At 61.5% G+C, this 15,529-nt stretch carries 8 protein-coding genes; 6 read left to right on the top strand and 2 right to left on the bottom strand.

The window, feature by feature from the left end:
- The 5 genes from ABH945_RS27300 to ABH945_RS27280 form a co-directional block, all read left to right on the top strand.
- On the top strand, nucleotides 1-5,223 hold a 5,223-nt coding region (locus tag ABH945_RS27300; protein ID WP_429252610.1), incomplete at its 5' end, for a YadA-like family protein.
- Nucleotides 5,224-5,333: 110 nt separating this feature from the next.
- On the top strand, nucleotides 5,334-6,494 hold the full coding sequence (locus ABH945_RS27295; RefSeq protein WP_429252609.1) for a DUF2827 domain-containing protein: 1,161 nt from the start codon (nucleotides 5,334-5,336) through the stop codon (nucleotides 6,492-6,494).
- Entirely contained in the window at nucleotides 6,491-7,645 is a 1,155-nt protein-coding gene (locus ABH945_RS27290; RefSeq protein ID WP_429252608.1) for a DUF2827 domain-containing protein, read from the top strand. Before ABH945_RS27295 ends, ABH945_RS27290 begins: the two co-directional genes overlap by 4 nt.
- The gene (locus tag ABH945_RS27285) at nucleotides 7,632-8,309 is read left to right on the top strand and encodes a hypothetical protein (RefSeq protein ID WP_429252607.1); all 678 of its coding nucleotides are present in this window, start codon (nucleotides 7,632-7,634) and stop codon (nucleotides 8,307-8,309) included. Before ABH945_RS27290 ends, ABH945_RS27285 begins: the two co-directional genes overlap by 14 nt.
- A 152-nt stretch (nucleotides 8,310-8,461) precedes the next feature.
- Nucleotides 8,462-9,589, top strand: a complete 1,128-nt coding sequence (locus tag ABH945_RS27280) for a DUF2827 domain-containing protein (RefSeq protein ID WP_429252606.1) — start codon at nucleotides 8,462-8,464, stop codon at nucleotides 9,587-9,589.
- Between the two features lie 394 nt (nucleotides 9,590-9,983).
- Here ABH945_RS27280 and ABH945_RS27275 read toward each other — a convergent pair whose 3' ends face one another.
- Nucleotides 9,984-10,667 (bottom strand): response regulator transcription factor, encoded by a 684-nt coding sequence (locus ABH945_RS27275; RefSeq protein ID WP_083380005.1) that lies wholly within the window; start codon nucleotides 10,665-10,667, stop codon nucleotides 9,984-9,986.
- Between the two features lie 296 nt (nucleotides 10,668-10,963).
- Between ABH945_RS27275 and ABH945_RS27270 the strand changes: the two genes are divergently transcribed.
- The gene (locus tag ABH945_RS27270; protein WP_429252605.1) at nucleotides 10,964-14,476 is read left to right on the top strand and encodes an ATP-binding protein; all 3,513 of its coding nucleotides are present in this window, start codon (nucleotides 10,964-10,966) and stop codon (nucleotides 14,474-14,476) included.
- Nucleotides 14,477-14,659: 183 nt separating this feature from the next.
- Here ABH945_RS27270 and ABH945_RS27265 read toward each other — a convergent pair whose 3' ends face one another.
- A complete protein-coding gene (locus tag ABH945_RS27265) occupies nucleotides 14,660-15,379 on the bottom strand; it encodes a FadR/GntR family transcriptional regulator (RefSeq protein ID WP_429252604.1) in 720 nt (239 codons plus the stop codon).
- Nucleotides 15,380-15,529: the final 150 nt, after the last annotated feature.

The following is a 15,529-nucleotide window of genomic DNA, read 5'->3' as shown; positions in this document are numbered from 1 at the left end:
GTGCTGGGTGACTCGGCGACGGCGACGGCGGGTAAGTCCGTTGCGCTCGGCCGCGCCGCCCAGGCGAGCGCGCTCAACGCCAGCGCGATCGGTGCGGGTGCGAGCGCGACGGCGGCCAACTCGGTCGCGCTGGGCGCAGGCTCTGTCACGACCGCCAACCTTGGCGCCAGTGCATACAACCCGGGTTCGATGACGCTCGGCGGTACCACGGCGGCTGGCGAAGTGTCGGTAGGATCGTCGAGCCAGCAGCGTCGTCTGACGAACGTGGCGGCGGGGTCGGCCGCGACCGACGCGGTGAACGTGAGCCAGCTGCAGTCGCTGGATAATGCTGGAACACGTTACTTCCAGGCAGGTGGTCTGAACGATGGCACCGACGACGCAAAGGCGGTCGGCCAGTCGATCGCGATCGGCGCGGGCGCGTCTGCATTAAACAACGCGGGGGTGACGAGCGTTGCCATCGGCAAGAACGCAACGGCGACCTATGCTGGCGATCTTGCGTTGGGCGAAAGCGCATTCGCGGGCGGTGGTGACAGTGTTGCCATTGGCCGGAACGCTTCGACGGCGAACATCAACGGCGCAAATGGCCAGATCGCGTTCGGTAACTCCGCTTCGACAGGCGCATTGGGTGCAATCGCGCTTGGCGCGAGCGCCAATGCAAGTGCGGTGAACTCGGTCGCGCTGGGCGCTGGTTCGACGACGACGGCCAGCCTGGCAGCAGCGGGTTACAACCCGGGTTCGACGACGCTTTCGGGTACTGCGTCGGCGGCCAATGGTGAAGTGTCGGTGGGTTCGACCAATGCGGAGCGCCGTGTGACGAATGTGGCGGCGGGTGCGGCACCGACGGATGCGGTGAACGTGAGCCAGTTGCAGTCGGAAGCGGCTTCACGGGTAGCGGGAGTCAGCTCCCTTTCGACGGGGTTGAGCACGGCCAACAGCAATGTAGCTTCGCTGTCGACGTCGGCATCGACGGGCGTCAGTTCGCTGTCCACGGGAGTGGGTTCACTGTCGACGGGTCTGAGCACGGCCAACAGCAAGGTGACCAGCTTGTCGACGTCGACGTCGACCGGCCTGAGTTCCCTGTCCACGGGAGTCAGTTCCCTCTCGACGGGGCTGAGCACGACCAACAGTAGCGTGACTAGCCTGTCGACTTCGGCGTCGACGGGCGTCAGCTCGCTGTCGACGGGTCTCAACACGACCAACAGCAGTATTGCGTTGCTGTCGACCACGACCTCGACGGGTCTCGCTTCGCTGTCGACGGGCGTCGACACGACCAATAGCAATGTTGCTTCGCTGTCGACCACTCTCAACACGACGAGCAGCGCTTTAGCGTCACTGTCGACAGGGGTTGGCAACGGCGTGATGTACGACAATGCAGGCCGCACGAGCATAACGCTTGGAGGTGCTACGTCACAGCCCGTTACACTGACCAACGTCGCCAACGGCGTAAGCCAATACGATGCGGTGAACTTCGGTCAGTTAAGCTCGCTGTCGACGGGCGTCGACACGATCAATAGCAATGTTGCTTCGCTGTCGACCACTCTCAGCACGACGAGCAGCGCATTAGCGTCACTGTCGCCAGGGGCTGGCAACGGCGTGATGTACGACAATGCAGACCGCACGAGCATAACGCTTGGAGGTACCGAGTCACAGCCAGTTACGCTGACCAATGTCGCCAACGGCGTAAGCCAATATGATGCGGTGAACTTCGGTCAGTTAAGCTCGCTGTCGACCACAACCTCGACGGGGCTGGGCTCGCTGTCGACGGGTCTTGACACGACCAACAGCAACGTTGCATCGCTGTCGACCGGTCTGGACGACACCAACAACAATGTCACGTCGCTGTCGACTTCGACCGCAACGGGTCTGAGTTCGCTGTCCACAGGAGTGGATTCGCTGTCGACCGGTCTGAGCACGGCTAACAGCAATGTGGCATCGCTGTCGACGGGTCTGGACGACACGAACAACAATGTCACGTCGCTGTCGACCTCGACCGAAACGGGTCTGAGCTCGCTGTCCACAGGAGTGGGTTCACTGTCGACGGGCCTGAGCACGGCTAACAGCAATGTGGCGTCGCTGTCGACGGGGCTGGATGACACGAACAACAATGTCGCGTCGCTGTCGACTTCGACCGCCACGGGCCTGAGCTCGCTGTCAACGGGAGTGGGTTCACTGTCGACGGGTCTGAGCACGACCAGCAGCAATGTGGCGTCGCTGTCCACGGGTCTGGACGACACGAACAACAATGTCACGTCGCTGTCGACTGCGACCGCCACGGGCCTGAGTTCGCTGTCTACGGGAGTGGGTTCGCTGTCCACAGGAGTGGGTTCACTGTCGACGGGCCTGAGCACGACCAGCAGCAATGTGGCATCCCTGTCGACGGGTCTGGACGACACCAACAACAATGTCACGTCGCTGTCGACCTCGACCGCAACGGGCCTGAGTTCGCTGTCCACAGGAGTGGGTTCGCTGTCGACCGGTCTGAGCACGGCTAACAGCAATGTGGCGTCGCTGTCCACGGGAGTGGGTTCGCTGTCAACCGGTCTGAGCATGGCCAGCAGCAATGTGGCGTCGCTGTCCACGGGTCTTGATGACACGAACAACAACGTCACGTCGCTGTCGACCTCGACCGCCACGAGCCTGAGCTCGCTGTCCACGGGAGTGGGTTCGCTGTCAACCGGTCTGAGCATGGCCAGCAGCAATGTGGCATCGCTGTCCACGGGTCTGGACGACACAAACAACAATGTCACGTCGCTGTCGACTTCGACCGCCACGGGCCTGAGCTCGCTGTCCACAGGAGTGGGTTCGCTGTCGACGGGCCTGAGCACGGCCAGCAGCAATGTGGCGTCGCTGTCAACGGGTCTCGATGACACGAACAACAACGTCAAGTCGCTGTCGACCTCGACCGCCACGGGCCTAAGCTCGCTGTCCACGGGAGTGGGTTCCCTGTCGACGGGTCTGAGCACGACCAGCAGCAATGTGGCGTCGCTGTCCACGGGTCTGGACGACACGAACAACAATGTCACGTCGCTGTCGACCTCGACCGAAACGGGCCTGAGTTCGCTGTCCACAGGAGTGGGCTCACTGTCGACGGGCCTGAGTACGGCCAGCAGCAGTGTGGTATCGCTGTCGACGGGTCTGGATGACACCAACAACAATGTCACGTCGCTGTCGACCTCGACCGCAACGGGTCTGAGCTCGCTGTCTACAGGAGTGGGTTCACTGTCGACCGGCCTGAGCACGACCAGCAGCAATGTGGCGTCGCTGTCGACGGGTCTGGATGACACGAACAACAATGTCACGTCGCTGTCGACTTCAACCGCGACGGGCCTGAGTTCGCTGTCTACGGGAGTGGGTTCGCTGTCCACAGGAGTAGGTTCCCTGTCGACGGGCCTGAGCACGGCTAACAGCAATGTGGAGTCGCTGTCCACGGGTCTCGATGACACGAACAACAATGTCACGTCGCTGTCGACCTCGACCGCGACGGGCCTGAGCTCGCTGTCCACAGGAGTGGGTTCGCTGTCGACCGGTCTGAGCACGGCTAACAGCAATGTGGAGTCGCTGTCCACGGGTCTGGACGACACGAACAACAATGTCACGTCGCTGTCGACCTCGACCGCAACAGGCCTGAGCTCGCTGTCCACAGGAGTGGGTTCCCTGTCGACCGGTCTGAGCACGACCAGCAGCAATGTGGCATCGCTGTCGACCTCGACCGCAACGGGCCTGGTCTCGCTGTCAACAGGTCTCAACACGACCGCCAGCAACATCGCATCGCTGTCCACCATAACGTCAACGAGCCTGAACTCGCTGTCGACCACGCTCAGCACAACCAGTAGCACTATGGCGTCGCTATCGACAGGCGCGAGCAACGGCTTGATGTACGACGATGCAGACCGCACCAGCATTACGCTTGGAGGTACCGGGTCGAACCCAGTCACGCTGACCAACGTCGCGAATGGCGTAAACCAGTACGACGCGGTGAACTTTGGTCAGTTGAGCTCGTTGTCGACCACGACCATGGCGGGCATCTCGTCGCTGCAGTCGGGTCTGAGCACGACCAACAACAATGTCGCGTCGCTGTCGACTGGCCTGAACACGACGGATAGCAACGTCGCCTCGTTGTCGACTAGCCTGACCAACGCCAGCGGCAACGTGACGGCACTGGCGAGCGGAATCGCCAACGGCTCGATCGGCCTTGTGCAACAAGTCGGCGGAGTACCGGGCAACGGCACGATCACGGTCGGTGCCAATACCGGCGGCAACACGGTCGACTTCACGGGCACGTCGGGCGCACGCCTGCTCACCGGCATCGCCGCAGGCGTCGCGGCGACTGATGCGGTGAACGTCAGCCAGTTGCAGTCGGTCGCTTCGCTGGCGAGCAACGCCGTGCAGTACGACAACGCCGCGCGTACGAGCGTCACGTTCGGAGGCACGGGCGCTGCCGCGGTGACGCTCACCAACGTCGCCGCAGGGGCGGTGACGGCAAGCAGTACCGATGCGGTCAACGGCAGCCAACTGTTCGCGATCGAGTCCAGGGTGGGTTCGATCGACCAGCAGTTCCAGCAATTCTTGCAGACACCCGTGAACAACGTGATGTCGCCGTCGTTCGATTCGACAAATTCGACCGGCAGCGGAGCTAAAGCGTCCGGCAGCGAATCGGTTGCGATGGGCGGCAATTCGCAGGCAAGCGGCGCCAATACAATCGCGATCGGCTCTGCCGCGCAGGCATCGGGGACGAACTCGACGGCGATCGGCGTCAACGCAGTCGTGTCCGCCGCGGACTCAACGGCGTTGGGCGCTAATACGGTGGTGTCGGGCGCGAACTCGGTGGCGCTGGGAGCGGGTTCTGTTGCAAGCGATCCGAACACGGTTTCGGTCGGCTCGCCAGGCAACGAGAGAACTATCTCCAACGTTGCGCCGGGCGTGAATCCGACCGATGCGGTGAACGTTTCACAATTGCAGGGTCTGCAGCAAAACGTGAACAACGTTGCACGCTACGCCTACTCGGGTGTCGCGATGGCCGGTGCACTGGCCGCGCTGCCGCAGGTCGAGCCGGGCAAGACGGTCCAGCTCAGCGCCGGCGTCGGTAACTACGCAGGGTATTCCGCACTTGCGATTGGCGGCAGTGCCAGAATCGCCCAGAACACGATCGTCAAGTTGGGCGTCAGCGCCACAAGCGGTGCCAATCGTGTGCTGGTCAACGCTGGTGTGGGCTATTCTTGGTGATACGCCGTCACGCGTCATAGCAGGGGTGTGCTAGGGCCGCCCGTCAGGGGCGGCTCACAAACGAACCCTCGTGATAAGCGAGGGTTCGTTTGCTTATCTGGTGAACAAACATGCGTATCGGAATTTCCGTTGTGACCCACGAGGGCCAGAATATCTGGCAGAACGGCCTGGGACAGAACGTCATTTTTCTTGCCGAGCTATTTCAGCGGTTGCCGTTCGTGCAGTCTGTCTCGTTGATTGACGTCGGCGACCAGCTTGCCATGCCGTCACAGGTCGACATGAGCTCGCGGAATCTGCGCATCATGAGGATTCCCGACGCAACCGACGAAGTCGACGTGATCGTCGAAATGGGCGGTGCGCTCGACATCCAGTGGCTCGACCTGATGCGTGCGCGCGGCAGGAAGGTGGTGTACTACTGCTGCGGCCAGCCGTTCGCCGGGCTTGCCGAGCCGGCCCTGTTCAACAGGTCCAACGTTTGCGCTCGTCCTGACAGTTTCGATGAAATCTGGTTGCTGCCGGAGTATCAGGACTTCGTTAGTTTTCAGCGAGTGATGTATCGCTGTCCGGTGCATGTGATTCCGTATTTATGGCATCCGCAATTTATCGAGCAGCGTGTGCAGGAAGTAGCCGGCGTGCTGGGGGTTCGATACGGTTACATACCCCGCGTCGCAGGTGATGCCGGCGAGCGGGCCGGCCTGCGTATTGCGATTTTCGAGCCGAACATTTCCGTTGCAAAGACCTCGATCATCCCGATGCTGGTCTGCGATGAGGCTTACCGGGCTGATCCCGCCACGGTAGCGGCCATCCACGTGCTCAACACGTTACACGTGAAAGATCATCCAACCATGCTCCATTTCGCCAACTCGCTCGATCTGGTGCGTGAGCACAAGGCGACCTTTCATGGACGGCACGATATTGTCGGCTTCATGACACAGTATGCGGACGCAGTGGTGTCGCATCAGTGGCAGAACAATCAGAACTACAGTTATATGGACGCGCTTTATGGCGACTACCCGTTGATCCACAATTCTCCGTGGCTTGGGGAGGCGGGCTACTACTATCCCGAGTTCGACGCGCAGCAGGGTGCGGCGCAACTACGCCGCGCGGCGGCCGAACACGACAGCAATCTCGACGATTACCGCGCCCGCGCGCGCCGCGTGTTCGATGCCGTCAATCCATTCGGCCAGCACAATCTCGACTCGTACGCCGCCAGGTTGTTGCACTTGTGCCGCGACGCGAATTTTACCGATCATGCTATGAGTCGCCCATGAACATCGAAAAAAACGTGGCGTCCCGCCCCCGCAAATTGCGCGTCGGCGTGTCGATTTATGTTCGCAAGGGCGAGCAGTCGGTGTGGGAAAACGGCATCTACCAGAACTGTATTTTTCTCGTGATGCTGCTTATGCGCTCGCCGCTTGTCGAGGCGACTTTCCTGGTGGCAGGCGGTGGTGACGGCGAACCCGCGGATGCGAAGAATTTTCTCGCCGACTCCCCCGTGCCGCTCATCGACATGAACGAAGCCGCCGCGACGCTCGACGTGATGATCGAGATGAGCGCGCAACTCGGACGCGAGTGGGTGGTGGCGTTTCGCGAACGTGGCGGCAAGATCGTGTCGATGCGGGTCGGCAATGACTATGTGATCGATATTGAGCGCATGGTGTTCGACAAGTCGCACGGACTGCTGATTACGAGTGCGCCCTATCACGAGGTATGGACGCTGGCGGAGTATGAAAACACCTGCGTGCCCTATTTCCGGAGCACATTCCGCTGTCCGGTACGGACGATGCCTCATTTGTGGAGTCCGCTCGTGTTGTTGCGCGAAGCGGCGCGTCTGCCGGATGGCGTCAGCTTCGGCTATCGCCCCGGACGCAGGCGCTGGCGCGCGGGCATCTTCGAGCCGAACATCTGTATGGTGAAGACGAGTTTCATCCCGCTGCTTGCCTGCGAGGCCGCACATCGCGCCAATCCCGACATGCTCGAACATGTATGGGCTTACAACACGTTCCATATGAAGGAGCACGTGGGCTTCAACGACTTCGCCCGCAAGCTGGATATCGTGAAGCATGGCCTGGCTTCGTTCGAGGGGCGCTTTCCGTTCTGCCGGGTCGTGGCCGCCGACGTCGACGTGGTGGTCAGCCATCATTGGGAAAACGCGCAGAACTATGTCTACTATGAAGCGCTGTACGGCGGCTATCCGCTTGTCCACAACTCGCACCTGATCGATAACTGCGGATATCGTTACCACGGATTCGATTGCGAGGAAGGGGGGCGCGCGTTGCAACAGGCGTATGCTGCGCACGACGCAAACTTCGACGCTTACAGGCAGAACGCGCAGACGTTCCTCGCGAAACTTGATCCCGAGAGCGACGCCAATGTGCGGATTTACACCGATGCGATTGCAGCGCTGTATGAAAACGCCTGAACGCATGCGGGTTTTACTGGCCGACTTCGAAGCTGCCGGTAGCGCGCACCTTATCGATGGCGTATCACCATTGGGCGCGAGTGCCGTGGTGAACCCCTTTCGTACATCAATACGCATGGCGTGCCAACTGGTTATAGCGGGCCTGGCTTTGCTGACGTCCAGCACTTATGCGCAAGGCGTGCTGGCTCCGCAGGCGCAGACTGGTTCAAGCAATTCGCTGGCGCTCGCTGCGACGGCGGCCGGGGTCAGGCAGTGTCTGCCGGCGCTGACCGCGCTCTCCGCGCTCGGCGTGCAGGGGGCGAGCCAAAACGATGTCCTGTTCGACTGGGACCGCACTCGAACGGGTAACAGCGTGGTTTTCTCGTTGATCGGTCTGGGGTTGCCGACCGGTAATGCCGCGCTGTCGATAACCGGCGTGCCGGAGGCGGACGGTTCCTGTTCGGTATCGGCGGAACGTATTTCGGTTGCGCCGATGGGCTGTCCGGCGGTCGCGAAAAAGGAACTGGCCGGCTATCAGTCGACCCGACTGCTGCCCCATATGACGGTCTACACCGACGCGAAACAGCCGGGCTCGTCGGTATCGCTTATCGATTCGCCGGCAAGCTGCCTGGTGATTCGCCGCTACGTGAAGTTTTCGGCGGGCAGTTCGGCGCCGGTGAGATAACTGGCTAGCCATGCCTGCCTGCGCAGGCTCCTCCGGTCCCGATGGACCTGACGGAATTCTCTGGAGACGATCACCCAAATGCCCCAAATGATTCCCCAACTGGCGACGCACTGCCCGCTTGCGGCCACCTCCATGATCCAGATCGGCTAACCATGAACGGACTACGCATCGGCATCACAATAGGGCTCCATCAGGAGGCCGAAACGTTGTGGAACAATGGGATAAAACAGAATGCCGCATTTCTCGCCGAAGCCTTGCGGCATTGTCCGCAAGTGGCTGGAGTCGTGCTGGTCAACACGACGCAGGTGCCGATTACGGCGGCGTTGCCGTGGGATCAGGCGCGCTTTCCGACGTTGTCCTTCGATGCAGCCAAAGACGCCATCGACGTACTGATCGAACTCGGCGGCCAGATTGACCCGATGCAGACTGCGTACCTCAAACTGCGTGGCGTGCGGCTCGTGTCGTATTGCTGTGGCGTCGAGTATGTTAATGCGATGGAGTCGGTGCTGTTCCGCAAGCCGATGTGGGGCGAGCATCTGTTCGTCAACCAGCGCTATGACGATATCTGGATCATTCCGCAGGTCGCGAATATCAGCCGCTCGTACTTCGAGGTCTTGCGCCGGATAACGGGGCGGGTTGTGCCATTTGTCTGGAGTCCGATGTTTCTCGATGAGCGCGTCAAGGACATGCCGGATGAAGGCGAGTACCGGCCGCGAGAAGGCGCAAAGCGCCTGAGCGTGATGGAGCCGAACATCAACGTCGTGAAGTTTTGCCTGTACCCGGCGCTCATCGCGGAGCTGGCATATCGTCAGCGGCCGGACAGCATCGCCATTCTGCAGGTGACCAACGCCGATCAGATCGCGCGTGACAGCCTCGACTTCGTCGCGCTGATGAACCAGCTCGATATCGTGCGCGCGCATAAAGCGGTTTTTTTGGGCCGTCATGAAACACCGCTTTTTTTGGCGCAAAACACGGATATTGTTATCTCGCATCAACTGGAAAACCCGCTCAACTATTTCTATCTCGAGGTGTGCTGGCAGGGTTACGCTCTCGTGCACAACGCGCATCTTTGCGCGGATCTCGGCTACTACTACGCGGACAACGACGCGCAAGATGGCGCGCGCCGCGTGATTGAAGTGATCGACACGCACGACGCGCAGGCGTCGTGGTATCGCGAGCGGCAACGCATGGAGATTGCGCGGTATCTTCCGGACAACCGGCAACTGGTGGCCGCTTATGTCGCGCTGCTCGACGATTTGATGGCGAGGTCTGTTCGCTAGAAGAGGCGCGCTGGTGCAATGCCTCCGTTCTGGCCGTCAACCCGTTGCGCGCCTTTCGGGCGACCGGGCTTTTTTCGAACAATATCCGTGTTCGAGGGGCGGGCTTCGATTATTTGCGGCGCCGGCTTTTGGCCATTTTCATGACCTTCCTGACTGTGACAAGCGGCTTGCGTTACCACTGGAACTGAACGCGAAGCATTTTCATTCGACGGTACTACCAGGTGTACCCGCTCGTCCCTGATGCTGGGCAAGCTGGCTGCGCATGCGGGAAAACTCCATGACGACCTGCCCGGTTCGGAAAGCTTCGTCGCGCGGCATCGAGATCCGGATGCGAATCAAATTGCCACGCGAGCGCGACCGAGCCGCGCAGGCACAAACGTGACGACTAGTCCAATCAGCCTTCCGGCTGCGACCCATCGGTTGTTACCCCGAGTCCCACTTCGAATGCAAAACGAAATAGATCGGCGTCCCGATCGATGCCGAGTTTTCGCATGGCGCGAGTCTTTTGGGCACTGATTGTCTGTTTGGTGCGATGCAGTCGCTCGGCTATTTCATTTATTGACAGCCCTGACACAAAAAGTCGAATGACTTCTGTCTCACGTGTGCTAAGGGTTTGTACGCGAACGTTTCTTGAAAGCGGGGCTGCGGGAACAGCGTCTTCGGCTCCGCGCGATGCCGCACGAAAGTACGTGGCGCCCGCGTAGACCGCATGAATCGCGGAGATCAAGTGGCTTGTGTCATGCGCTTTGCTCAACACCGAATGCACCCCAAGTTTCGACATTTCGCGGGCGATAGCGGGGTTCTCGATGGTCGTGAAGACCACGATTTTGAGTGCCGGATAGGTTCGCCTGAGATAGGAAAGAAGCGTCAAGCCATCTCCAAACTCGCCACCGGGCATCGCGTAATCGGTAATGAGGACATCACAAGGAACGCTCCTGAGCAGCTTGACAAGTTCACCGGAGTCCCCTGCTGTGCCCATGACTTCCAGCGTAGGCACTATGGAAAGATCATGCTTGATGCCTGAAATCAATGCGGGGTGGTCGTCGGCGAGCACGAGGCGAATTTTCAATTTGCTCATGCAAACCTCCGCGAAAATTAGATGACTCGGGGCGCGACGGCGAGCTGGATGTGTCCTGAATTTACCTGAAACTGGCTCAACTGAAAATACGGTCGCCAACCAGGACACAACTTCGAAGAAATGGTTGAATTTTTGACTGGTCCGATAGCCGCTGAATTTTTGTCGTATGCGTCCGATTCGTAGCGCTTATTTGCGTGAGGCCGCGTTCTCGCCGTGATAATGAGCTTTATCCAGTGCGCCGTGCCCGCGGCATATCTAGCGCGCTGCCAATTCACGGAAATGAACCTGGTGTCTCCATGTTGTCCAGCTCGCAACAAGATGTCTTGAGTCAGTTGCACCGCTACAAGAGACTCCTTGTGTTCGGCGGCGGAGTGGCCTCCACGCTCATGATGCTTTTGGCGTTTGCACTTGCATCGTTGTCGACGGTGCGCGAGTACCTTGCTCTGGAGCGGCAGACTTTCATCGTCGGCCGAACCCAGGTCATGGACGAAATCAACGCTAGCGAAGAATTGTTCCGCTCCGCGCTGGTCGGCGCGGAACAGACGTGGCTAGAGGGAGAGCGGGCTGCACCCGGACTCGTAGAACGCTATCGCAAGCAGGGATATGAACTGACGTATCCGCTGACACTTTCCCATACGCCACAGCATCGCTTGCTGTTCGGCATGCCTAACAATTCACCGTCGAACGACGAGTTGCGTCAATATTTCGGGCTTGCCGCACAACTCGGGCGTGTCAGCGCAGTAAATTCGCTGGTGCGCGGACGGCAGGCCACCCGCTATTTCTATGGCGCGCAGCGCAATATCGCCGGAATTCTGACTTTGCCTTCGTCTCAACAGGCGTTGACTCCTGGGACGCCCGCCGAGCGTGAGCTTCTGCTCGCGGCCTTGGGCGACGGGCTCGATATTTTGAGTGCGATTCATGCGGGCAGGCAACTCGATCAACCGCGATTGGTGTCCTGGATGCCGCCTGCCGTCAGTCCGCTGACAGGGGCGATGGCGATCCGTATCGCCGCGCCAGCGTTTCACGCCGGGGCGCCGTTTGCGATGCTGGTGACGGAGTATGGCCCGGAGATCCTGACTTCGCCTCTGGGCGAAGGTGGTTTTGACGGTACCTATATGGTCGTGTCGGACGCGGGGGAAGTCGTAGCGAGCACAGCCGGGCCTAAGGTGAATCCCGCACTGATTGAACGCATGCGGACGTTGGGCATTGAGCAGACGAGCGAGAAGGCGCGGCGCGAAATCTGGCGCGACGGCGTATTCACGATCTCTGATCGTTTGGGCGATACGGGCTGGGTGCTGGTCTACGCAGTCACATGGCGCGACGTCTTCGCGGGAATTGGCGCGCAGATTGGTATCAGTGCGCTGATCATCATGACGATAGTCGTGGTGATATGGACACTTTTAATCTATTTCAATCGCCACATATTCCGTCCGGTTCTTGAGCGCTCGCGTCGGGTCTTCGAGAGCGAGCACCTGAGTCGTACGCTGGTGGAGACCGCGCCGGTCGGGCTGGGTTTGATCGCGGTGCAGAACGGCGAACCGCTGCTGCGCAGTTCGGCGATGATCAAGGCGACCGAACAGATAGCCGTGCCGGCCCGAACCCTGTCGGAGGAGCTGGTCCGGCGTTACGGACCGCGCAGCGGGGCATCCGCGGAGCAAGGCGTGACCCGGGAGGAAGTGACTCTGCCCACGCGCGAAGGCGGGACGGTGGACCTCTCGGTAAGCGTGGTGCCGGCGCGCTATCAGGGCCATGACGTGCTGGTGACGGCATTCACGGATGTGACCGCGGAACGGCGTCTGGAGCGGCAGTGGCGGGAGGCGAAATGGGCGGCCGACAAGGCTAACGCGGCGAAATCGGCGTTTCTGGCGGCGATGAGCCATGAGATCCGCACGCCGATGAACGCGCTAATGGGAAATCTGGAGTTGCTGTCGCACACGCCGCTTGATGCGTTGCAGCAGGACCGGCTCAAGACCATCCGGAGTTCGTCGGATGGTCTGCTTGCGATCGTCAGCGACGTACTGGATTTTTCGAAGATCGAGGCCGGGGAGATGACGCTGGAGCGGCTCGTGTTCGACGCGCAGGCGGTGGCCGCGCGGGTGCTGAGGATGTTCGAGCCGGTGGCGCGGGCGAAGGGGTTGAGGCTGTGGGGGGAGTTCGGCACGTCGACGACGCAGCCGATGCAGGGCGACCCGACCCGGCTTGGCCAGGTGATGAACAATCTGCTGTCGAATGCGATCAAGTTTACGGAGCGCGGCGAGGTGACGCTGCGGCTGTCGGTGCAGCTGTCGGTGCAGGCGGGTCAGGGCGCTCAGGGCGCTGAGGGCAGCGAGCTGGTGATCGAGGTGGAAGACAGCGGGATCGGGATGTCTGCCGGACAGCAGGCGTTGCTGTTCCAGGCGTTCAGCCAGGCCGACGCAACGATCAGCCGGCGCTTTGGGGGGACCGGTCTGGGGCTGGCGTTGTGCGCGCGGCTGACGGAGGCGATGGGCGGCACGATCGCGGTGCGCAGTGAGCCAGGCGAGGGCAGTGTCTTTACGGTGCGGGTGCCGCAGGGGGATTGTGGAAGCGAGCCGGGCGCGCCCGGGGCGCAATTCGCGGGGGAACGGGTGCTGTTCGTGGCGGCATCACCAGCATGGCACGCGTATGCGGTGGCGGCGCTGGAGGGCTGGGGGCTGCAGGTGCAGGCGTACCGGCATCCGGCGCAACTCGATCAGGCGATGCTGGAGGAGGCGGACACGCTGATCCTGTGTGGCGAGCGCAATACCTGGCATGCTGATGATGAGGCGCGTCTGGTGGAAGAGTCGTCGTGGGTGATCGACTGCAGTCCGGAAGGCCCGGCGACACCTGTGGCGACGGGCCGGGTGGTGAGGGTCTCTGGCTACGGGCTGAAGGGGCTGGAGGCGGCGCTGCGCTACACGTTGCAGGCCGAGCCGCTGGAGGTGGGCCATGAGGCGCAGGGGGTGTTGTCGCGCCGGTTGAAAGTGCTGGTGGCGGAAGACAACGAGGTGAACCGGCAGCTGTTCGAGGAGCAGTTGAAGCTGCTGGATTGCGAGGTGCGGTCGGCGCAGGACGGGCAGGAAGCGCTGGCGTGTCTGTCGCAGGAGCGTTTCGACGTGCTGGTGACGGATCTGGCGATGCCGGTGCTGGATGGCTACGGACTGGCGCGCGAGGCGCGGGCGCGCTGGCCGGAGATGCCGATCGTGGCGGCGACGGCGAGCGCGACGCTGGAGGAGCGCACGCGGTGCGAGGCGGCGGGGATCACGCGGGTGGTGACCAAGCCGCTGCAACTGGATGATCTGCTGACGACGCTGTCGGAGGTGAGCGGGGTGCCGCGCATGGCGGCGGAAGCGGCGGGTCCCGAAGGTCCGCGTGATGGCGTCCTTGGCGGGCGGGACGTGCCGGAGCACGTGCGAGCGGCGTTTCTGCGCTCGTGCGAGAGGTCGCTGGGGGTGCTCCATGCGGCGTCACGCGATACCGATGGAGCGGCACGGGTACTGGCGGAACTGCATTCGCTGCGGGGGGCGCTGGCTGTGTTCGGCTATCAAGCGCTCGCGGATCGGTGCGCTCAAATGCAGGTCGCGATATCGACGAATGGTGTCCAGAGAGCACAGCACATGATTGATGCGTTCGACATCCATCTGCGCGCAGAAGTCTTGGCCGACACGACTAGTTTGCGTGAAATCCTCGCGCGAATTGTCGAGCTTGCGGAGCGTGCAGACGTACTCCCGGAAATCGTCCGTCTCGTGCGCATGAGGTTGCCGCTGGCCGATCTACGCGACGCGGAAGACGCGGCGAGTACCGGTGCGTGAGTGCGACGGCAACGTGTCAAGCATAGGACAACCGATTGACTGTTCAGCGCGGGTCAAGACAATTGATGAACATCGACAAGCAGATGTGCACAGAAGATAAATCGTGCGCAGCTTCCGCGCGTCTGAAAGACGAAGACTTCACGACGCGCAGGCACCCGGCACTCGCGTGCATCCGCCGTATCGTCAGCGCGGCTGTGCGCTGCGCAGGCCGCCCGCGATGACCCGTTCCAGCGACATCTTCAGATGGCGCTGCATGCTCGCCTGAGCCTGGATAGGGTCATGCGCCTCGAGCGCTTCGAGGATCACCAGATGCTCATCCGGGACCGCGCCCCATGTGCTCTCGTTCTCGAAATGTCCGCGCAGCTTTTCCGACAGCGGACTGTGCCGCGCGTCGAAAAGCGTACTGACGGTACGCACCAGCACCTCGTTGCCGCTCATCTGCGCGATCGCGAGATGGAAGGCGCGGTCGGCAGCGACCGGGATTTTCCCCGCGGCGACTTCGCGCTGCATCTCGTTGAACAACTCACGCAGTAGCTTCAGGTCCTTCGCTTTGCAAAAAGGCGCGACGCTCGCGGCGATCGAACCTTCGATCACGCAGCGCGCGCCCATGATGTCGAGCAGGCTGTCGCCGAGTTCGGCGTGCGACAGCGATGCCTCGCCGTGAGTCTGCGGCGTTGCGCACACGTAGACGCCGGAGCCCATGCGAATTTCAACCAGCCCCTCCAGTTCGAGCGCGACCAGCGCCTCGCGGACCGACGGCCGCGACACCGCGAGCGTCGCCGCGAGCGCGCGCTCCGAAGGCAAGCGGCCGTTCGGTGCGAAATCCGGTTGCGCGATCAGACCGCGCAGCTTTTCCGCGATCTGCAGATACAGGCGGCGAGGGTCCGCGGGTTTGTCGTTCACAAGCGTTCCTGGCGAGATGGCGCGGTCAGGCGCAATGGTTGCGAGCGCCGATTGTAGATCGAAGCAGGCCGCCCGCAAACAGCGCGGCTCGGCGCAATAGCGAGCCGTCGATGCCTTCCGCGCGTCCCGGGGATTTCCCGAATATACCTA

Origin of the sequence: Paraburkholderia sp. GAS333 (genome assembly GCF_050435665.1) — a bacterium.
Lineage (GTDB): Bacteria > Pseudomonadota > Gammaproteobacteria > Burkholderiales > Burkholderiaceae > Paraburkholderia > Paraburkholderia fungorum_A.
This window is presented reverse-complemented; position numbering and strand designations above follow the sequence as displayed.